The organism is Roseococcus pinisoli (assembly GCF_018413645.1).
GTDB classification, from domain to species: domain Bacteria; phylum Pseudomonadota; class Alphaproteobacteria; order Acetobacterales; family Acetobacteraceae; genus Roseococcus; species Roseococcus pinisoli.
Genome location: NZ_JAHCDA010000001.1, coordinates 294,368 through 313,429 on the forward strand (window position 1 = coordinate 294,368; position 19,062 = coordinate 313,429).

Here is a 19,062-nt window from a genome sequence, read left to right on the forward strand (position 1 = left end):
CACACGCCACAGGGCCGGGCACGCCCCATTTGGGTCGCAAAGGCATCATCGTCGTGCCTTGGGCCAGTCGGATCAGGAAGCCCATGACGGCACGCACAAACCGGCTGATCGAGCTCGATTCGCTTCGTGGAATCGCGGCTTTGATCGTCGTGCTCCACCACGCCTACCTCTCCCTGCCCTACCTGCCGGACTGGGTGCACTGGACGCTGGACGCCACGCCGCTGCGCCTCATCGGCGCGGGACGGCCGGCGGTGATCTTCTTCTTCGTGCTGAGCGGCTATGTGCTGACCCGCGCCCTGGCGGCGCAGGAGGAGCGGCAGCCCGGCAGCGTGATGAACGGCCCCGCCTGGGCCGGCTATGCCGCGCAGCGCGCGGTGCGCCTCGGCCTGCCCGTTCTGGCCTCGCTGCTCGTCTCGGCCGCGCTGCAGCTCCTGATCTGGGAAGCCCCCCTGCCCGCCGAGACGCCCGGCCTCGTGGGCGTCGCGACCTGGGCGAAGATGTGGAGTTGGAAGAGCCTCACCGAGCAGGCGCTGCTGCTGAGCGCGGGCAACGGCTTCCAGCTGAACCCCGTGCTCTGGAGCCTGGTGCACGAATGGCGGATCAGCCTGCTGCTGCCCTTCGTGCTGCTGTTCCGCGGCCGACTGGCGCTGCTGATGGCGGTGGCGCTGCTGGGCGCGGGCATCGCGCGGCTCGCCGGCATGCCGGAGGGCGACGTGGCGCTGGGCAGCAGCCTGCTGAAGACCTTCGCGGCCAGCGCCGGCTTCCTGCCGGCCTTCGCGGCAGGCGCGGCGCTGGCGCTCGGCCGGGTGCCGCGGCTGGACCCGGCCCAGGCCTGGGCGGCCGGCATCGCGGTGCTGGTCATGGCCATGGCGGCGCATGACTACGGCGTGATCCTCGCCTCCGTGCTGCTCATCCTGCTGGCGCAGCGGGACGGCCCATTCGCCTGGCAGATGCGGCGGCCTTCGCTGGTCTGGCTGGGGCGGATCTCCTTCAGCCTCTATCTGATCCACATGCCTCTGCTCCTCGCCGCGACGCATCTGCTCCGCGACCAGCGCGTGCCCGAGCTCGCGGCGCTGATCGCCGTGGTGCTGTCCTTCCCGGCGGCGGCGCTCATGTACCGCTGGGTGGAGATGCCGGCCCATGGCCTTGCCCGACGCCTGAAGGCGCCGCAGCGCCGCGCTCCCGTCGCGGGCGCCAGCTATCAGGCGCGATAGCCCGCGGCGCCCAAGAGCCCGCGCAGGGCATCGTCCGGGCCGGCCTCCAGCGTGAGCAAGGCCTCGTAGGGATCGCCGGGCAGGCGCAGCGCGGCGGCAAAGGCCGGCTCGGTCTTGGCGCCTTCCGATCGGGCGATCATGACGGCCGAGCGGAAGGCCGGCCCACCCCATTCGAGAAGCCGGCGCTCCACGAGGAAGTGCCGCCACCCCTGCTGGCGGTCGACCGGCAGGGCCTGGCCGAAAATCTCGAAGGGCCAGCCCTGGGCGGTGAAGTTGCAGACGACCGGGCGGTCCGCGCCCGTCCATTGCCGGATCAGGAAGCCCGAATAGCCACCGAAGGCCTCCCAGGCGGCCAGGGTGAAAGCCGCGGCATCGGGCGCATGGCAGAGGATATCGATATCGCTCGACGGCAGATCCAGGCCGAGCGGCGGCGTGCCTGCGATGCGCGGGTCGAAAGGCGCCAGGGCCCGCAGGACCCCGACGCGCTCGATCGCCTCGAGATAGCCCGGGCGGTCGTCTTCAGGCGTCGACGCTGTTCCGCCGCGCATGCGCCTTCACCCGCGCCTCGATCTCGCCGAGGTTGTTGGGCAGCACCGTGAAGCGCTCCTCGCGGGAGAAGAGGTCGGCCAGCGCCGGCGGAAGCGCGGGGCGGAGGCCCGTGGCGCGCTCGACGGCATCGGGGAACTTCGCCGGATGCGCCGTCGCCGCGATGATCACGGGCAGCCTGCCGTCCGGCATCAGCGTGCGCACCGCAGCCGTGGCCACGGCGGTGTGCGGATCGGCCAGGTAGCCCACGTCCCGGTTCAGGCGCTGGATCTCGGCCAGCGTGCCGGGATCGTCCAGCGTGAAGCCGGAGAAGAGCTTCGTCGCCTCGCGCCAGGCCGCGTCGGGAACCGGCATGCGGCCGGCGGAGCGGAACTCCTTCATCTGCCGCGCGGTCGCGACGGGGTCGCGGCCCAGCAGCTCGAAGAGCAGCCGCTCGAAGTTGCTGCTGACCTGGATGTCCATCGACGGCGAGAGCGAGGGCTCCACCGGCCGCGCGCTCATGTCGTTCGCGTCCAGGAAGCGCACCAGGATGTCGTTGCGGTTGGAGCCGATTAGGAACTTGCCGATCGGCAGGCCCATGCGCCGGGCGGCCCAGGCCGCGAAGACATTGCCGAAGTTGCCGGTGGGGACGGAGACCGCCACCTCGCGATCCGGCGCGCCGAGGCTGAGCGCGGCATAGGCGTAGTAGGGGATCTGCGCCGCGATGCGGGCCCAGTTGATGGAGTTGACCGCCGCCAGCCGCATCTCGTCGCGGAAGGGCGCGTCCACGAACATGGCCTTCACCAGGTCCTGGCAGTCGTCGAAGCTGCCCTGGACGGCGATGTTCGCGACATTGGGCGAGAGCACCGTGGTCATCTGCCGGCGCTGCACCTCGCTGGTGCGGCCCTCCGGGTGCAGGATCACGATGTCCACCGCCTCGCGGTCGCGGCAGGCCTCGATGGCCGCGCTGCCGGTGTCGCCGCTGGTGGCGCCGACGATGGTGATGCGCTGGCCGCGCTTCTTCAGCACGTGGTCGAACAGCCGGCCGAGCAGCTGCAGCGCCATGTCCTTGAAGGCCAGCGTCGGGCCGTGGAACAGCTCCAGCGCGAATTCGTTGGTGCCGAGCTGCACCAGCGGCACCACGGCCGGGTGGCGGAAGCCGGCATAGGCCTCCGTGGTCAGGGCCCGAAGCTCGTCGAGCGTCAGCGCATCGCCGACGAAGCGGTGGATCAGCCGAGCCGAGAGCTCCGCATAGGGCAGGCCGCGCAGGGCGCGCCATTCCTCGGGCGTCAGGACAGGCCAGGTTTCCGGCAGGAAGAGCCCGCCATCCTCGGCGAGGCCGGCGAGAAGGACATCCTCGAAGCCGCGCGGGGCGGCCTCTCCACGGGTCGAAACGTAACGCATGGGCCCTGTTTAGGTCCTTGCGGCCGCGCCGGGTAGGGCACCCCGGGATTGCCGGAATTTTTCTTTCAACTGAACGAAAAATCAACTACCGACAGGTGGTTACTTCGTGACGCCCAACACGACCCTCAGTTTTCGTTTTCGTTTACTTATACCGAAAAGGAGCTGCAAGAAGATCATGAAAATAACGCTGCAACACCGGCTGACGGCCGAGTTCATCGGCACCTTCTGGCTGGTCTTCGGCGGCTGCGGCGCCGCCGTCTTCGCCGCCGGCTTTCCCCAGCTCGGAATCGGCTTCCTGGGCGTGTCCTTCGCCTTCGGCCTCACCGTGCTCACCATGGCCTATGCAGTGGGCCATATCTCCGGCGGGCACTTCAATCCGGCCGTAACGCTGGGGCTCTGGGCCGCGGGGCGCTGCGCCAACGGGCACGTCATCCCCTACATCATCGTGCAGGTGGCGGGCGCCATCGTGGCCTCCGCCGCGCTCTGGGCGATCGCCTCCGGCAAGCCGGACTGGGTGCCCGGCGGCTTCGCCTCGAACGGCTTCGGCGCGCTGAGCCCCGGAGGCTACAGCATGACCGCCTGCTTCCTGGCCGAGCTGATCCTCACCTTCATCTTCCTGATGATCATCACCGGCACGACGTCGAAGGGCGCGGCCGTCGGCTTCGCGGGCATTCCCATCGGGCTGGCGCTGACGCTGATCCACCTCATCTCCATCCCCATCACCAATACCTCGGTGAATCCCGCGCGCAGCACGGCGCCGGCGCTCTTCGCGGGGGGCGAATATGTCGGCCAGCTGTGGCTCTTCTGGCTGGCGCCGATCGCGGGCGCGCTCATCGCCGGCGTGGTCGCACGGGCCCTGTACGAAGCGCCCGAGAGCTGATGCTTCGTCACAAAAACCCGTGTTAGCCTGCCCCTGGCCGGACAACCCCGGCCAGGGAGGATACAATGATTCTGAGCCGTCGCCCCATGGCGCTTCTCGGCACGGCTGTCGCCGTGGCCGCCGTTCTGCCCGCCGCCGCACAGACCGCCGATGACAGGGCCGTCGCGCATGCCGTGGAGTCCCTGACCCGCGCCATGCTGAACCCCGACCGCGCCGCGCTGGACGCGCTGGCGCATGACGCACTGAGCTACGGCCACTCGGCCGGTCGGATCGAGACCAAGGCGCAGTTCGTCGACAACCTCGTCAGCCGGAGCAATCCGTTCGGCGAGATCAACATCAGCGACCAGACCATCGCCATCGTGGGCGACCAGGCGATCGTGCGCCACAACTTCACGGGCAACACCACCGGCGGCGGCCGCGTGACCCCGGTGCGCATCGGCATCCTGCAGGTCTGGACGAAGCAGGGCAGCAACTGGCGCCTTCTCGCCCGCCAGGCCTTCGTCCGCCCGCCGGCCTGACCGACGTCGCGGAGAGGCCCGCCTCTCCGCGGAAGACCGACCGTGGCCCCGTTGGGCCACGATCGGATCTCTCATCCCGCCGGCGGCGGATCGCAGGGCTTGGTGTCCATCGGCCCGGGGATCGAGAGTTCGAGAATCTCGACATCATCCGAGGTCGCGAATTCGTTGTGCTTCATGCCGCCGGGAATGAGCACGGCGTCACCCGGCCCGAAGCGCCGGCGCACACCGTTCTCGAAGCCCAGCTCCACCCAGCCCCGTAGCACGTAGACGAACTGCGCGTCGCAGATATGGACATGCCAGCCGGTGGGCTCCGTCATGCCGGTGATCGCCGTCATCACCTGGGCGCGCATCCGCCCGTTCGTGGCCTCCGCGACGCCGAGATCCCGGTACTTGAAGAAGGGGCGCCGCCCCGGAACGAAGGCGGTATTCTCCCCGGTCGCCATCGCGAATTTGACGGGCGCGGCACCCGCGGGCGGGGGCATCGTGGTCTGGCTGCTCATCGTGACCTCCTTCGTTGAAGACGGAGAAGGTACGCGGGCCCAGCTGGGCCTCGAGGCGCATGGCCATGCGCCGCTTTCCCCGTTCCGGACTGCCCGATGCTTCGATCGGCAGCGGTGCGATCGCGGAGAGGAAAGCCTATCCGGCCCGCGGCCGGCGGCACAAGAAGAAGGCACCGGGTGGAAGCCTTGGCCCCGGGGGGCGCGGGAGGGCATAGCCCTCCCGCATTTCACGCTACTCGGCAGCCTGGAGCTGCATGCCTTCGGCATAGGCTTCCAGGGGCGCGCAGGTGCAGACCAGGTTGCGGTCGCCATGGACGTTGTCCACGCGCTTCACCGGCGGCCAGTACTTGTGCGCCTTCACGTAGGGCAGCGGGAAGGCCGCCTCCTCCCGCGTGTAGGGATGCGTCCATTCGGTCGCCAGCACCTCGGCGGCCGTGTGGGGCGCGTTCTTCAGCGGGTTGTCGGCACGGTCCATGCGGCCCTGCTCCACCGCGCGGATCTCGCCGCGAATGGAGATCATGGCCTCGCAGAACCGGTCCAGCTCGGCCTTGGTCTCGCTCTCCGTCGGCTCCACCATCAGCGTGCCGGTGACCGGCCAGCTCATGGTCGGCGCGTGGAAGCCGTAATCCTGCAGGCGCTTGGCGATGTCCTCGACCATCACGCCGCCGCCCTGCTGGAAGCCGCGGCAGTCCAGGATGCACTCATGCGCCACCATGCCCTGCCCGCCCCGGTAAAGGATCGGGAAGTGGTCGCGCAGCCGCACCGCCATGTAGTTGGCGTTGAGGATGGCGACCTGCGTGGCACGCGTCAGCCCCTCGCCGCCCATCATGCGGATATAGGTGTAGCTGATGGGCAGGATCGCCGCCGAGCCGAAGGGCGCGGAGGAGACCGGGCCGAAGCCCGTGGCCGGACCGGCTTCCGCCACCAGCGGGTGGTTGGGCAGATGCGGCGCGAGGTGCGCCGCGACCCCGATCGGCCCCACGCCCGGCCCGCCGCCGCCATGCGGGATGCAGAAGGTCTTGTGCAGGTTGAGGTGGCAGACGTCGGCGCCGATCGACGCCGGCGAGGTCAGCCCCACCTGCGCGTTCATGTTGGCGCCGTCCATGTAGACCTGCCCGCCCTGGCCGTGGATGAGCTCGCAGATCTCGCGGATGCTCTCCTCGAAGACGCCATGCGTGGACGGATAGGTGATCATCAGCGCGGAGAGGTTCGCCGCGTGCTGCTGCACCTTCGCCCGCAGGTCCGCGAGGTCGACGCTGCCGTCGCGATCGCTCGCCACCACCACGACCTTCATGCCCGCCATCACGGCCGAGGCCGGGTTGGTGCCATGCGCCGAGGCGGGGATGAGGCAGATGTCGCGATGCCCCTGCCCGCGCGCCGCGTGATAGGCGCGGATGGCCAGCAGGCCCGCATACTCGCCCTGGCTGCCGGCATTGGGCTGCAGCGAGACGGCCGCGAAGCCGGTGACGCCGCAGAGCCACGCCTCCAGCTGGCGGATCATCGCGATATAGCCCTGCGCCTGGTCGACCGGCACGAAGGGATGGATGTCCGCGAAGCCCGGGAAGGTGATCGGGATCATCTCCGCCGTCGCGTTCAGCTTCATCGTGCAGGAGCCGAGCGGGATCATCGAGCGGTTGAGCGCGACGTCCTTGTCCTCCAGCCGCTTCATGTAGCGCAGCATGGCGTGCTCGGCGTGGTGCGTGTTGAACACCTCCGCCTCGAGGAAGGGCGTGGTGCGCGCCAGCGCGACGGGCTCGCCGCCGGCGGGCTCCAGCGTGGCGATGTCGCCGCCGTGGAACAGGCCGACCAGCGCCTTCAGCTCCGCGCGGTTCACCGTCTCGTCGAGCGCGAGGGCGACCGCGCCGTCATCCACCCGGCGCAGGTTGAAGCCGGCATCGAGCGCCGCCTTCATGATCGCGCCGGTCTTCGCGCCGGTCTCGATGCAGACCGTGTCGAAGAAGGCGGTGTGGCGCAGCCGGAAGCCGCCCTCCTCCGCCGCCGCGGCGACCAGCCGGGCCTGCAGCGCCACGCGGCGCGCGATCTTCTTCAGGCCTTCCGGCCCGTGCCACACGGCATACATGCTCGCCATCACGGCCAGCAGCACCTGCGCGGTGCAGATGTTGGAGGTGGCCTTCTCGCGGCGGATATGCTGCTCGCGCGTCTGCAGCGCGAGGCGCATGGCCGGCGCACCGGCCGCGTCGATGGAGACGCCCACCAGGCGACCCGGCAGCGAGCGCTTCAGCGCGTCCTTCACCGCCATGTAGCCGGCATGCGGGCCGCCATAGCCCAGCGGCACGCCGAAGCGCTGCGAGGAACCGACGACGATGTCCGCGCCCATCTCGCCAGGCGGCGTCAGCAGCGTCAGCGCCAGCAGGTCGGCCGCGACGATGGCGATGGCGCCGGCCGCCTGGGCCGCGGCGATCTCGGGCGCGATGTCGCGCACCTCGCCCGTCGTGCCGGGATACTGCGTCAGCACGGCGAAGGGCTTTTCCGCCGCGATGGTGGCGGCGAGATCGGCGGGTGCGGCCAGCACCACCTTGATGCCGACGGGCTCGGCGCGCACGCGCACCACCGCGATGGTCTGCGGGTGGCAGTCATTGGCCACGACGATCGTGCTGCCCTTGCCGCGATGCGTGGCGTGGGCGAGCGTGATCGCCTCGGCGGCGGCCGTGCCCTCGTCGAGCAGCGAGGCGCCGGCCATGGGCAGGCCGGTCAGCTCGCCCACCATCGTCTGGAAGTTCACGAGGGCTTCGAGGCGGCCCTGCGCGATCTCGGCCTGGTAGGGCGTATAGGCCGTGTACCAGCCCGGATTCTCCAGGATGTTGCGCAGGATCACGGGCGGCGTGTGCGTGCCGTGATAGCCCATGCCGATCAGGCTGCGCTTGCGGATGTTGCGGTCCGCGAGCGCGCGCAGCTCGGCCAGCGCGCCGGCTTCGTTGATCGGCTCCGGCAGGCCCTCGAGGGTCATGCCGCGGATATCGGCGGGGATGGTCCGCGCCGTCATCTGCTCCAGGTCGGCACAGCCGATGGTCTGCAGCATGGAGGCCACCTCAGCCTCGGTCGGGCCGATGTGGCGGCGGATGAACTCGCCCTGGTCCTCGAGGGCGGCGAGCTCGGCCAGCGCACCCGTGCGCTTCAGGTCGGACGTGCTCACGCAAGCGTGTCCACGAAGGCCGCGTAGCCGTCGGCGTCCAGCAGGTCGTCCGGCAGGGCGCCGTCCAGCTCGATGCGGAAGAACCAGCCGCCTTCCGTGGGCTCGGTGTTGATCAGGCCGGGGTTGTCGACGAGGGCGGAGTTCACCTCGACGATCTTGCCAGCGATGGGCGCATAGACGTCGGACGCCGCCTTCACGCTCTCGACCACCGCGATGGCCTCGCCGATGGTGACGGCGCGGCCGACCTCGGGCAGGTCCACGAACACCACGTCACCCAGCGCGCTCTGCGCATGGTCGGTGATGCCGATGGTGGCCACGCCACCCTCCAGCCGCACCCATTCGTGGTCCTTGGAGAATTTCAGCTCGGTCATGGCAGGTGTCCTCAGCGGGCGTAGCGATGGGGTTGGAAAGGCATGGGCGCGATGCGGGCCGGCAGCGGCTTGTCGCGCACGATGAGGTCGATGGCGGTGCCGTCGGCGGCGGCGTCGCGGGCCACGTAGCCCATGGCGACCGGCGCGCCGATCGTCGGGCCGAAGCCGCCGGAAGTGACCTCGCCGATCACGGCGCCGTCCTTCTGGATGACGGTATGGCCGCGCGCGGGTTGGCGCCCCTCCGGCCGGATGCCGACGCGCAGGCGCTTCACGCCGTTGTCGAGATGGTCGCGCACGACGTCGGCGCCGCGGAAGTTCCACTCGGTGCGGCGGCGCTTGCCGATCGACCAGGTGAGCGCTGCCTCGATCGGGCTCGTCGTCTCGTCGAGATCGTTGCCGTAGAGGCAAAGCCCGGCCTCCAGGCGCAGGCTGTCGCGCGCGCCGAGGCCGGCGGGCAGGACGCCCGGCATGGCGAGCAGCGCACGGGCCAGGGCCTCGGCCTGGTCGGCCGGGACGGAGATCTCCAGCCCGTCCTCGCCCGAATAACCGCTGCGGCTGGCCAGGACCTTGATGCCGGCGATCTCGATCTCGGCGATGCCCATGAAGGTGAGCGTGGTCGGCACCAGGGCGGCGACGGCCGGGCCCTGCAGCGCGATCAGCGCGCGGTCGGGCAGCGGGCGCAGCGTGACGCCGGCGGGCAGCACGCTCTCGATCAACGGCAGGTCGATGTGCTTGCGGCTGGCATTCACGACGAGGAAGAGGCGGTCGCCCAGATTGGCGAACATGAAGTCGTCGACGATGCCGCCGGCCTCGTTCAGCAGCAGGCCGTAGCGCTGGCGGCCGGGCTTGAGCGCCTGGACGTCGGCCGGCGTCAGCTTCTCGAGCGCGGCGGCCGCACCCTCGCCGACGAGCTCGGCCTGGCCCATGTGACTCACGTCAAAGAGCGAGGCCTGGGCGCGGCAATGCAGGTGCTCGGCCATGATGCCGGCGGGGTATTGCACGGGCATGCTGTAGCCGGCGAAGGGGACCATCCGGCCGCCCAGCTCACGGTGCAGCGAGGCCAAGGGTGTTTCGAGCAGAACTTCGGAGTCGGTCACGCATCCCCCTGCCGCTTCGCGCGGCGTTGAGTTTGTGACCCCCCTCTGTCCACGGAGCCTGAGAGATTCAGTGGATGTGCTGCGCGGCCCGTTCACCCTTCCGGCCATTCGGCCTCCAGGGACGGGACGCAAGCGCGGCCACCTTACTCCGTCGGCGTCGCCCTCCTTGCGGAGGCCGAACTTTCCAGAGCGCCCAATCCCACGCGGCCCTTTTGCCTGAGCGTTTCCGGGGGCCGGTTGCGCCTTCGGCGACCCGGTCCGAGGGACCGGGTTCTCTCCCGCGCGGGATGCACAGGCAGGGGCCTACATGCGCTGGGATCGCGCCGGAGGCAAGGCGTTTCGGGGCGGAATCCCCGCCCCGGGGCGACGCCTGCCGGAGAAGCGGGCGGCCCGCGCCTCAATCGAAATCGGTCGCGAGCGAGACCGGCTTCCAGGCCTCGATCTCCGCCTGGAGGGCGGCGAGCTTCACGCCCACCGCCTGCACCGCATCCGGGCCGAGCAGCAGATGCGCCGGCGGGTTCGGGGCGTCCGCCGCGCGGTCACCGGGCGACGTCATGATCGCCTGACGCAGGGCGGCGCGGCGTGCCCACGCGACAGACAAGACAATCCCCCAGCCCTCAGAAGCTTGTCGCGGATCATTCGCGTCATCCATGTTGAGGCTCAAGAAAAGGGGAGATCCGCCGTGCGCCGAATGCTGTTGTCCCTGCTCCTGCTCGCCTGGTCAGGCGCCGCTTCGGCACAAGCACCGGCGGCACCCGCCCTCGACATCTGCCCCGACAATATGAGCGCCTATAGCGGCTCGGACGAGGTGGTGCAGTGCGCCTGCTCGGCCGAAGCGACGCAGCGCGGCTCGGTCTGGGGCTCGAACAACTATACCGCCGACAGCGCGACCTGCCGGGCGGCCCTGCATGCCGGCGCGGTGCGCCGCCAGGGCGGGCCGGTGACGGTGCGCATGAGCGGCGGCCTGCCGCGCTACATCGGCACCACGCGCAACGGCATATCCTCCTCCAACTATGGCGCCTACGAGGCCACCTTCCGCTTCGACGGCGACGGCGCGGCGCCGGGACAAGCCGCAGGAGGACAGGCCACTGCCGCCAGCCCGGCTTCTTCCGGCAACGAGGTCTGCCCTGACAATCTGCGGGCCTATGCGGGCTCGGACGAGGTCGTCCGCTGCGCCTGCCCGGCCGAGGCCACGCAGCGCGGTTCGGTCTGGGGAACGGACGCCTATACCGCCGACAGCTCGACCTGCCGGGCGGCGCTCCACGCCGGCATGGTCGGCCGCCAGGGCGGCCCGGTGGTGGCGCGCATGAGCAGCGGCCTGCCGCGCTACATCGGCACCACGCGCAACGGCATCTCCTCCTCCAACTACCCCGCCTACGAGGCCACCTTCCGCTTCGAGGGCGAGCGCGTGGCGGGCAGCCAGGCGCCGGCCGCCGCCGGCAGCGAGGCCTGCCCCGACAACATGCGGGCCTATGCGGGCTCGGACGAGGTCATCCGCTGCGCCTGCCCGGCCGAGGCCACGCAGCGCGGCTCGGTCTGGGGAACGGATGCCTATACCGCCGACAGCGGGACGTGCCGGGCCGCGCTCCACGCCGGCGCGGTGCGCCGCCAGGGCGGCCCGGTCTCCATCCGCATGCTGACCGGCCTGCCGCGCTACGTCGGCACCACGCGCAACGGCATCGCGAGCACCAACTACCCCGCCTACGAGGCGAGCTTCCGCTTCGACGGGCTGGAGGCGAGCGGCCCGCAGCTCTGCCCCGACAACATGTCCGCCTATGCCGGCTCGACCGAGGTGCTGCAGTGCCTGTGCACGGGCGAGGCCGTGATGCGCAGCAGCTCCGTCTGGGGCAGCAACAGCTACACGGCCGATAGCGGCACCTGCCGTGCGGCGCGGCATGCGGGCGTGGTGCCGATGACGGGAGGCCTCGTCGAGCTCGAGATGCTGCCCGGCGAGGCTCGCTATCCCGGCACGACGCGCAACGGCGTCACGAGCGCCAACTGGCAGGAATATCCGGCCGGCTTCCGCTTCCGCGGCGCCCAGAACGTGACGGCCGGCGCGCCGGTGCAGGCGCCCGTGGCCGCCGCGCTGCGGCAGCAGGGGCATGTCGCGCTCTACATCACCTTCCGCACCAACTCGGCCGACCTCGACATCTCGGCGGCGCCGGTGCTGAGCCAGGTGCGCGACGCGATGCAGGCCGACCCGGCGCTGCAGCTGCGGCTGGTCGGCCACACGGACAACCAGGGCGGCCCGAACATCAACGTGCCGCTGTCGCAGCGTCGGGCGCGGTCGGTGCAGGCCTGGCTCGTGCAGAACGGCGTTCCGGCCGCGCGGCTGAGCGCCGATGGCCGCGGCCAGGCCGAGCCGATCGCGGAGAATACCAGCGAGGCCGGGCGTTCACTGAACCGCCGCGTCGAAGCCGTCCGGATCGACTAGGATGCGATCCGGGGGGGCGAAAGCGGCAGGGCTGAACGCCCCCTCCCCGGCCACGCTCTGGCGGCGAGGGCCCGCGCGGCTAGGCCTTCACGATCATCAGCGTGGAGGAGGCATAGGCGTAGAGCGTCCGGCCCTCATCCCCGGTCAGCCGCGCCTCGGCGATGGCGATGCGGCCGCCGCGATGGACCACCTTGCCCTCGCAGCTCACCCGGCCGCTCTTCACCGTCAGGGCCTTGGCGTAGTTCACCTTGAGCTCCAGCGTTGTGTGGCCGTAGCCGGGCTCGATCGTCGTCCGCACGGAGTTCCACAGCGCCGCGTCCAGGATGGTCGCCGCGTAGCCGCCATGGGCGATGCCGATGCTGTTGTAGTGCTGCTCGCCGATCTCGCCCTCCATCACGGCGAGGCCGGGCTCGGCCCGCGCCAGGCGGATGCCCATCAGCGAGAAGATCGGGCTGCGCCGCACGCCGTCCGCGATCCCCGCGCGCATGGATTCAAGGCCCGGCAGCCCGGCATGGGGCGACGGCCCCTCCTCGACATCCCAGGTGACGGTGTGGCTGCGTGTCGGCATCGGTCGGACCTTCCTTGTTCCGTCCTTTGCTTAGGGCGCGGCCCGCTCGCGGCCAACGGGCCCGGCGGTTCAATAGCCGACGGTGAAGCGCTCGCGGATGTGCATCGGCGTCTCGAGCTCGTCGACCAGCGCCACGGCGAAGTCCTCGAAGGAAATGCGGCTGCCCTCGGGGCTCACCAGCAGCCGGTCCGCGCCGAGGCGGAACTTGCCCGTGCGCTCGCCGGCGACGAAGAGCGCGGAGGGCGAGAGGAAGGTCCAGTCCAGCATCCGTTCGTCGCGCAGCAGGTCGAGGAAGGCGGTGCCGGCCGCGGCCTCGGGCCGATAGGCCGGCGGAAAATCGGGCGTGTCGACCAGCATCGTGCCGGGCGCCACCTCCAGGCTGCCGGCGCCGCCCACCACGATATAGCGCCGCACGCCCGAGGCCCGCACCGCCTGGATCAGCAGCCGCGAATCGCTGCCCGTGAAGCGGACGGCGCTGATGGCCGCGTCGTGCCCGGCCAGCAGCCGCGCCAGGCCGGGCTCGTCGAAGACATCGCCTGCCTGGGTGGTGACGCCGTGCAAGGCGGGCAGCTTCGCGATGTCCCGGGCGATGGCCGTGACGCGGTGCCCGCGCCGGGCAAGCTCCGCCAGGATGCGCGAACCGGCCTGACCGGTGGCGCCGATGAGTGCGACATGCATGGCGGCAACCCTCTCTCCATGGCGGATCGCGCGCCCCGCGCGGCGCGGTCCCGGGACATGAAGTCCCCGCAACCCTCCGCGGTTGCCTCCGACGAGACGGGAATGGCGCCGACCGCCCTCGAGGCCGGCCCGCCCGCCGATTTCCCATCGCTTCCCCCCATAGGCCGCGGCGAGACGCCGGCGGACATCCATCCAGAAGGAGAAAGATCTTGCTGACCTACAGGCACGTCACCCGGGCAGGCTGGCCCAAGCAGGTCGCCAACCACCCGGAGTGGGAGCCGGCGAACATGGAGGGCGACTTCGAGGGCTTCCTCCCCTACTCGAACTACAACTGGAAGAACCGCAACGGCGACGCCAACCGGGACAGGTCCCACGAGTGGCCCATCATCGTCCCGGACCGTGGGCCGCCGGTTCCGAAGGAGCTGCCCGAGATCATCCGCAAGATGGTCTCGATCGACTGGAAGCAGGTCGAGCCCCGGGACGGCGCGGTGCGCACCCATGCCGGCACGGGAAATCCGAACTCCATCGTCATCGGCGCGCGGGGCATGGCGCAGGGCCCGGCCAATCAGCTCGTGCGGCCGGGGGGCTACAACCCGCAGGTCCGCCCGACGCAGCCCGTCGTCGTGAAGCAGGGGAATGACGCCGCCATCGCCTCGGACTGGGCCCTCTCCATGGACCTCGTCCGCACGAATGCCGTGACCTACCGGGGCGACAAGCGCAGCCCGGTGGAGATCCAGCGCGCCGACGGCTTCCACCCGCCGGCGAGCCGCAAGGATCGCGCCTATCTCGAGAAGAACATCTACCAGGGCTTCAACAACTACATGCAGCGGCGGTTCAATCGCCCCCTGGACCAGCACCTCTTCCTGGCCGTGGTGGATAAGGGGCTGGTGACGCCCGACGCCAAGGAGATCCTGAACGAGTACATCGTCTGGCTGTCGATCGTGAGAAAGGAATCGGCGCATCTCGGCCGCATGGTCGACAACGAGCTGCTCAAGGCCTGGATCTCGACGGCGCGCTGCCTGGATGTCTCAGTCAAATTCGCCAACTTTCAGTTCACGCCGGGTTGGCTCTACGTGACCCGGGTCTTCGGCGGCTACGTCGTGCCGCATGCCTCGAGGAACGAGGTCGAGTGGGGAACGGCGGAATCCGAGATCGCGCATTACGGCCCCATCCCCTGGTGGCAGGTCTGCGGCTTCATGCACATCGACGACAAGGGGATGCCGGACAGCCCCATCTTCCTGCGGAGGGCTTTCCGCAAGCTCGACCCCGTCGCCTGCGAGAAGATCTACAAGGCGCTCAGCGGCAAGCTGCCCTACTGACGCCTGCCGCCCCGGCGCCCCACGGCGCCGGGCGCACCCGCCTCAGCGCGGCGCTTCGAGCCGGTGGTGGCGGATCAGCCGCGCCACCTCCTCGGCCGGGATCGCCTCCAGCCTGCGGCCGCCATGGCCGGTCATGGTCACGGCCTGGAGCATGGCGTTGTACACCGCCTCCTCCGTCGCCTCGGACGCCGCCTGGAACAGCGGCGACATCTGCTCGTTCGGCAGGTCCAGCACCGCTGCCACGCCCCGGCGCTGGGCCGGCGTGCGGCGCACCGCCTCGGCCGTCGAGAAGGCCACGGCATAGTCGCCCGAGCCGTTCGACATCGAGGAGCCGGTGCGCCCGATGCCGAGGAAGGTGCGGCGCGCCAGGCGGGTGAGGTTGCGGTCCGACAGGGGCGCGTCGGTCGCCAGCACGATCATCATCGAGCCGTCGCCGCCGCGGTCGTCCAGGCGGTCCTTCAGGTAGTACTGCCCGAGCGCCTGGCCGACCGGCGCGCCGTTCACGGTCAGCACGCCGCCGTAATTGGTCTGCACCAGCACGCCGAGCGTGTAGCCGCCGAGGCCGCGCGGCAGTACGCGCGAGCTGGTGCCGATGCCGCCCTTCCAGCCGAAGGCCTGGGTGCCCGTGCCGGCGCCGACGCAGCCCTCGGCGACGCGGCCGGGGGCGCAGGCGGCCAGCGCGTCGAGCACATGCTGCTTCGTGACGTGGCGGCCGCGGATGTCGTTGAGGACGCCGTCATTGGTCTCGCCCACCACGGCGTTGACGGAGAGGACGCGCTCGTTGCCCGGCTGGGCCAGGGTCCATTCCACAAGGCCCGCCATGCCCTCAGCGACGGAGAGGGTGTTGGTCAGGATCACGGGCGTCTCGATCTCGCCGAGCTCGAGCAGCTGAGTGGAGCCGGCGAATTTTCCGTAGCCGTTGCCGGAGACGAAGCCGGCCGGGGTCTTGTCCTGGAAAGTGTTTCCGGGGTGCGGGCGGATGGCGGTGACGCCGGTGCGGACGGCGTCACCCTCGATGAGCGTGACATGGCCGACCGTGACGCCGGCGACGTCGGTGATGGCGTTGAGCGGGCCGGGTGGGAGGATGCCGGGGGCGATGTGGAGGGTGCGGGCGCGTTGCATTGCCGATGCCATCAAAATACTCAGCAGAAGAGGTTGCGATATTTGATCAACTTGACTTTACGGCTTTATTTTTAGCAACGAACCAATCGAAGAAACGAATTCCGATCAGGAATCCTTCCTCAACACCAGCGTGCACCACGGCGCCAGATCGATCCGCCTCTCCAGCACCAGGCCCGCGCGCCGATGCGCGATCAGCACCATCCGCGCCTGCGTCCCCAGCAGCCCCGCCAGAATCGCCCGCCCCCCCGGCGCCAGATGCGCGCCCAGATCCGCCGCCATCGCGCAGAGCGGCCTTGCCAGAATATTCGCGAAGATCAGGTCGAAGGGCTGGCCCGTGCGGATCGCCGCATGCCGGTACCCATCCGCCAGGATCACCCGCATCCGCCGCTTCAGCCCGTTCATCGTGACGTTCTCTTCCGCCACGCGCACCGACCAGGGCTCGATATCCGTCGCGAGCGCACGGGCGCCCCGAAACATCTTGGCCGCGCCCATGGCCAGGATGCCGCTGCCCGAGCCCACGTCCAGCACGTAGCGCGGCCGGCGGTGCAGCCCCTCCAGCGCCATCAGGCACCCCTGGGTCGAGGAATGCTCGCCCGAGCCGAAGGCCAGGCCCGCATCCAGGGTCAGCGGGATGCGCCCATAGGTCAGGCGCGGCTCCACATGCGTCGGCCGGATGAGGAAGCGCCGGCCGATCTCCTGCTCCGGAAAGGCCTCCACGGTGCGGGCCAGCCAGCCCTCCGCCTCCACCGGCGCGCGCTCCAGCACCGCCTCGTAGCCGGAGAGGCCGGCGGCGAGCGCCAGGGCCGTGGTCAGCGCGTCCTGGTCGGCCAGCGCCTCGCGCACGGCCTCGATGCGCCAGGTGTCCGTCGCCTCGTCGCGGAACAGGGCCACGGTGGCGCTGACCGCCAGCAGGGCGGATTCGTAGGAGGGCACGGCCTCCTCCGGCAGCTGATCGAGCACCAGGGTCTCGAGCTGGGCGGGCTGCTTCTTCATGCGGGCTCCACAAAGCGGGCGAAGAGGCGCTTTGCCCCGGCCTTTTCAAATTCGATGTCCAGCTTGTCGTCGTCGACGCCGGTGATGCGGCCATAGCCGAATTTCTGGTGGAAGACGCGCATGCCGCGCGAGAATCCCTTCTCGTGCTCGGGGCGCTGGTCCACCTCCCAGGCGCCGGCCTCGATCACCCGCGGGCGCCGCGTGCTGGTGAGCGCGCCCGCCCCGAAGACCGAGGAGGGAATGCGCGGCGCCTGCTGCACCCCGCCCTCGCGCAGGATCTCGGATTCCGGCAGCTCGTCCAGGAAGCGCGAGGGGATGCTGCTGGTCCAGTTGCCGTAGATGCGCCGGTTGGCGGCATGGCTGATGGTGCAGAGCCGCTTGGCGCGCGTGATGCCGACATAGGCGAGGCGGCGCTCCTCCTCGAGGCTTTTTGCCCCGCCCTCGTCGAGGCTGCGCTGGCTGGGGAACAGCCCCTCCTCCCAGCCGGGGAGGAAGACCATGTCGAATTCCAGCCCCTTGGCCGCGTGCAGCGTCATGAGGCTGACCTTCTCGCCCTCCGCCGCGTCGTCGGTGTCCATGACGAGGGCGATGTGCTCCAGGAAGGCGCCGAGCGTGGGGAACTCCGCCATGGCGCGGAGCAGCTCCTTCAGGTTGTCGAGCCGGCCGGGGGCCTCCAGGCTGCGGTCGGCCTTCCACATGTCGATATAGCCGCTCTCCTCCAGCACCTGGGCGGCGGTGACGACATGGCCTTCCTTCTCGAGGCCGGCGCTCCAGCGGGCCAGGCCCTCCAGCAGCTCGCGCAGGGCGGCGCGCGGGCGGGGGCGGATGGCGTCGGTCTCGATCAGCCGGGCGGCGGCGAAGCGCAGCGGCAGCTGCTCCTCGCGCGCCAGGCGGTGCAGCGCGGCCATCGCGGTATCGCCCAGGCCGCGCTTGGGCGTGTTCACGATGCGCTCGAAGGCCAGGTCGTCATTGGGCTGCGAGAGGGCGCGGAAATAGGCGATGGCGTCGCGGATCTCGAGCCGTTCGTAGAACTTGGCGCCGCCATAGACGCGATAGGGGATGGCGAGCGTGATCAGCCGCTCCTCGAAGGCGCGGGTCTGGAAGCCGGCGCGGACCAGGATGGCGACCTCGCCGAGGTTCTGGCCGCCGCGCCGCGCCTCCTCGATGCGGGAGCCGACCATGCGGGCCTCCTCCTCGCTGTCCCAGAGGGAGACGACGCGCACGCGCTCGCCCGAGGCATCCTGGCGGCCGGAGCGCAGGGTCTTGCCGAGCCGGCCCTCGTTGCGGGCGATGAGGCCGGAGGCCGCGTTGAGGATGGGCTGGGTGGAGCGGTAGTTGCTCTCCAGGCGGACGATGGCCGCCCCGGGAAAGTCGCGCTCGAAGCGGAGGATGTTCTCGATCTCGGCGCCGCGCCAGGAATAGATCGACTGGTCGTCGTCGCCGACGCAGCAGATGTTCTTGTGCCCCTGCGCCAGCAGCCGCAGCCAGAGGTACTGCACCAGGTTGGTGTCCTGGTACTCGTCCACCAGGATGTAGCGGAAGAGGTTGTGGTAGCGCTCCAGCACCTCGGCATTGGTGCGCAGGATCTCGGTCACATGCAGCAGCAGGTCGCCGAAGTCGCAGGCGTTGAGCGCGACCAGCCGGGCCTGGTAGGCGGCGTAGAGCTTCTCGCCCTTGTTGTTGGCGTAGTCCGTGGTTTCCGCGACGGGGATGCGGTCCGGCGTCAGGCCGCGATCCTTCCAGCGCTGGATGATGGCCATCATCCCATTGGGCGGCCAGCGCTTGAGGTCGATGCCCTCGGCCTCCATCACCTGCTTCAGCAGCCGCGTCTGGTCATCCGTGTCCAGGATGGTGAAGGAGGAGGTCAGCCCCACCAGCTCGGCGTGCCGGCGCAGCATGCGGGCCGCCAGCGCGTGGAAGGTGCCGAGCCACAGCCCCTCAGCGGGGCGGTTCAGGATGGCGCCCACCCGCTCGCGCATCTCGCGCGCGGCCTTGTTGGTGAAGGTGACGGAGAGGACCTGATGCGGCGCCGCCCGGCCGGTGACGAGCAGATGGGCGAAGCGCGTCGTCAGCACCCGGGTCTTGCCCGTGCCGGCGCCGGCGAGCACGAGCAGCGGCCCGTCCAGCGTTTCGACGGCGGCACGTTGCTCAGGATTCAGCCGCGCGAGATAGTCGCCGGGCGGGGGAGGTGCTGATGGTACGGACACCCATCAGCCTATAGAACATCACCTCAGGCCAACCAACCGCGGGCTCCGCAGGCCTCGCGCGATGAATGGGGATGGGTA

At 70.2% G+C, this 19,062-nt stretch carries 17 protein-coding genes and 2 riboswitches; of the genes, 5 read left to right on the plus strand and 12 right to left on the minus strand.

From position 1 onward, the window contains the following. Positions 1-83: 83 nt before the first annotated feature. Positions 84-1,214, plus strand: coding sequence for an acyltransferase family protein (locus KHU32_RS01380; protein ID WP_213668259.1), 1,131 nt, complete (start codon positions 84-86; stop codon positions 1,212-1,214). Here KHU32_RS01380 and KHU32_RS01385 read toward each other — a convergent pair. After that, positions 1,202-1,762, minus strand: a complete 561-nt coding sequence (locus KHU32_RS01385) for a DUF4269 domain-containing protein (RefSeq protein WP_213668260.1) — start codon at positions 1,760-1,762, stop codon at positions 1,202-1,204. The two genes, KHU32_RS01380 and KHU32_RS01385, sit on opposite strands and share 13 nt — an antisense overlap. Next, a complete protein-coding gene (thrC, locus tag KHU32_RS01390; RefSeq protein ID WP_213668261.1) occupies positions 1,734-3,143 on the minus strand; it encodes a threonine synthase in 1,410 nt (469 codons plus the stop codon). The genes KHU32_RS01385 and thrC overlap by 29 nt, the downstream gene beginning before the upstream one ends. A 175-nt stretch (positions 3,144-3,318) precedes the next feature. On the opposite strand from thrC, the gene aqpZ reads away from it, so the two are divergent. Both aqpZ and KHU32_RS01400 read left to right on the plus strand, forming a co-directional pair. Next, positions 3,319-4,023 carry an aquaporin Z gene (gene aqpZ / locus KHU32_RS01395; RefSeq protein ID WP_213668262.1) on the plus strand — a complete coding sequence of 235 codons (705 nt, stop codon included), beginning with the start codon at positions 3,319-3,321 and terminating at the stop codon, positions 4,021-4,023. A 65-nt stretch (positions 4,024-4,088) separates the two neighbouring features. Next, a complete protein-coding gene (locus KHU32_RS01400; RefSeq protein WP_213668263.1) occupies positions 4,089-4,541 on the plus strand; it encodes a nuclear transport factor 2 family protein in 453 nt (150 codons plus the stop codon). A 71-nt stretch (positions 4,542-4,612) separates the two neighbouring features. On the opposite strand, the gene KHU32_RS01405 is transcribed toward KHU32_RS01400, so the two are convergent. The 5 genes from KHU32_RS01405 to KHU32_RS01425 all read right to left on the minus strand — a co-directional run bounded on the left by KHU32_RS01405 (position 4,613) and on the right by KHU32_RS01425 (position 10,264). Beyond that, positions 4,613-5,041, minus strand: a complete 429-nt coding sequence (locus KHU32_RS01405) for a cupin domain-containing protein (RefSeq protein WP_213668264.1) — start codon at positions 5,039-5,041, stop codon at positions 4,613-4,615. Positions 5,042-5,273: 232 nt separating this feature from the next. Beyond that, entirely contained in the window at positions 5,274-8,195 is a 2,922-nt protein-coding gene (gene gcvP / locus KHU32_RS01410) for an aminomethyl-transferring glycine dehydrogenase (RefSeq protein ID WP_408887819.1), read from the minus strand. Further along, positions 8,192-8,566 (minus strand): glycine cleavage system protein GcvH, encoded by a 375-nt coding sequence (gene gcvH, locus KHU32_RS01415; protein WP_213668265.1) that lies wholly within the window; start codon positions 8,564-8,566, stop codon positions 8,192-8,194. The genes gcvP and gcvH overlap by 4 nt, the downstream gene beginning before the upstream one ends. 11 nt (positions 8,567-8,577) lie before the next feature. After that, complete coding sequence (gcvT, locus tag KHU32_RS01420) at positions 8,578-9,663, minus strand: glycine cleavage system aminomethyltransferase GcvT (RefSeq protein WP_347265490.1); 1,086 nt, start codon at positions 9,661-9,663, stop codon at positions 8,578-8,580. Positions 9,664-9,706: 43 nt separating this feature from the next. Next, positions 9,707-9,853, minus strand: a riboswitch (glycine riboswitch). A gap of 4 nt (positions 9,854-9,857) precedes the next feature. Beyond that, a riboswitch (glycine riboswitch) is annotated at positions 9,858-9,954 on the minus strand. Positions 9,955-10,060: 106 nt separating this feature from the next. Beyond that, positions 10,061-10,264: a Rossmann-fold NAD(P)-binding domain-containing protein gene (locus tag KHU32_RS01425; RefSeq protein WP_213668267.1), complete on the minus strand. Its 204-nt coding sequence runs from the start codon at positions 10,262-10,264 to the stop codon at positions 10,061-10,063. Positions 10,265-10,354: 90 nt separating this feature from the next. On the opposite strand from KHU32_RS01425, the gene KHU32_RS01430 reads away from it, so the two are divergent. Further along, positions 10,355-12,097, plus strand: a complete 1,743-nt coding sequence (locus KHU32_RS01430) for an LCCL domain-containing protein (protein WP_249680712.1) — start codon at positions 10,355-10,357, stop codon at positions 12,095-12,097. Positions 12,098-12,176: 79 nt separating this feature from the next. On the opposite strand, the gene KHU32_RS01435 is transcribed toward KHU32_RS01430, so the two are convergent. Together KHU32_RS01435 and KHU32_RS01440 are read right to left on the minus strand one after the other, a co-directional pair. After that, a complete protein-coding gene (locus tag KHU32_RS01435) occupies positions 12,177-12,665 on the minus strand; it encodes a PaaI family thioesterase (protein WP_213668269.1) in 489 nt (162 codons plus the stop codon). 69 nt (positions 12,666-12,734) lie between these two features. After that, complete coding sequence (locus KHU32_RS01440; RefSeq protein ID WP_213668270.1) at positions 12,735-13,343, minus strand: NAD(P)-dependent oxidoreductase; 609 nt, start codon at positions 13,341-13,343, stop codon at positions 12,735-12,737. A gap of 209 nt (positions 13,344-13,552) precedes the next feature. Between KHU32_RS01440 and KHU32_RS01445 the strand changes: the two genes are divergently transcribed. Then, positions 13,553-14,662 carry a hypothetical protein gene (locus KHU32_RS01445; RefSeq protein ID WP_213668271.1) on the plus strand — a complete coding sequence of 370 codons (1,110 nt, stop codon included), beginning with the start codon at positions 13,553-13,555 and terminating at the stop codon, positions 14,660-14,662. A gap of 42 nt (positions 14,663-14,704) precedes the next feature. Here the strand turns inward: KHU32_RS01445 and KHU32_RS01450 are convergent, their stop codons facing one another. From KHU32_RS01450 to KHU32_RS01460, 3 genes are all read right to left on the minus strand, one after another. Further along, a complete protein-coding gene (locus tag KHU32_RS01450) occupies positions 14,705-15,784 on the minus strand; it encodes a DmpA family aminopeptidase (RefSeq protein WP_213668272.1) in 1,080 nt (359 codons plus the stop codon). 105 nt (positions 15,785-15,889) lie between these two features. After that, positions 15,890-16,777, minus strand: a complete 888-nt coding sequence (locus tag KHU32_RS01455; protein WP_213668273.1) for a 50S ribosomal protein L11 methyltransferase — start codon at positions 16,775-16,777, stop codon at positions 15,890-15,892. Continuing rightward, entirely contained in the window at positions 16,774-18,984 is a 2,211-nt protein-coding gene (locus tag KHU32_RS01460; protein ID WP_213668274.1) for an ATP-dependent helicase, read from the minus strand. The genes KHU32_RS01455 and KHU32_RS01460 overlap by 4 nt, the downstream gene beginning before the upstream one ends. Positions 18,985-19,062 lie beyond the last annotated feature (78 nt).

Bases quoted from the DNA above. Each gene is read 5' to 3' on its own strand.
- KHU32_RS01380 (WP_213668259.1), top strand. From the start codon at position 84: ATGACGGCACGCACAAACCGGCTGATCGAGCTCGATTCGCTTCGTGGA.
- KHU32_RS01385 (WP_213668260.1), bottom strand. From the start codon at position 1,762: ATGCGCGGCGGAACAGCGTCGACGCCTGAAGACGACCGCCCGGGCTAT.
- thrC (WP_213668261.1), bottom strand. From the start codon at position 3,143: ATGCGTTACGTTTCGACCCGTGGAGAGGCCGCCCCGCGCGGCTTCGAG.
- aqpZ (WP_213668262.1), top strand. From the start codon at position 3,319: ATGAAAATAACGCTGCAACACCGGCTGACGGCCGAGTTCATCGGCACC.
- KHU32_RS01400 (WP_213668263.1), top strand. From the start codon at position 4,089: ATGATTCTGAGCCGTCGCCCCATGGCGCTTCTCGGCACGGCTGTCGCC.
- KHU32_RS01405 (WP_213668264.1), bottom strand. From the start codon at position 5,041: ATGAGCAGCCAGACCACGATGCCCCCGCCCGCGGGTGCCGCGCCCGTC.
- gcvH (WP_213668265.1), bottom strand. From the start codon at position 8,566: ATGACCGAGCTGAAATTCTCCAAGGACCACGAATGGGTGCGGCTGGAG.
- KHU32_RS01430 (WP_249680712.1), top strand. From the start codon at position 10,355: ATGCTGTTGTCCCTGCTCCTGCTCGCCTGGTCAGGCGCCGCTTCGGCA.
- KHU32_RS01435 (WP_213668269.1), bottom strand. From the start codon at position 12,665: ATGCCGACACGCAGCCACACCGTCACCTGGGATGTCGAGGAGGGGCCG.
- KHU32_RS01440 (WP_213668270.1), bottom strand. From the start codon at position 13,343: ATGCATGTCGCACTCATCGGCGCCACCGGTCAGGCCGGTTCGCGCATC.
- KHU32_RS01450 (WP_213668272.1), bottom strand. From the start codon at position 15,784: ATGCAACGCGCCCGCACCCTCCACATCGCCCCCGGCATCCTCCCACCC.
- KHU32_RS01455 (WP_213668273.1), bottom strand. From the start codon at position 16,777: ATGAAGAAGCAGCCCGCCCAGCTCGAGACCCTGGTGCTCGATCAGCTG.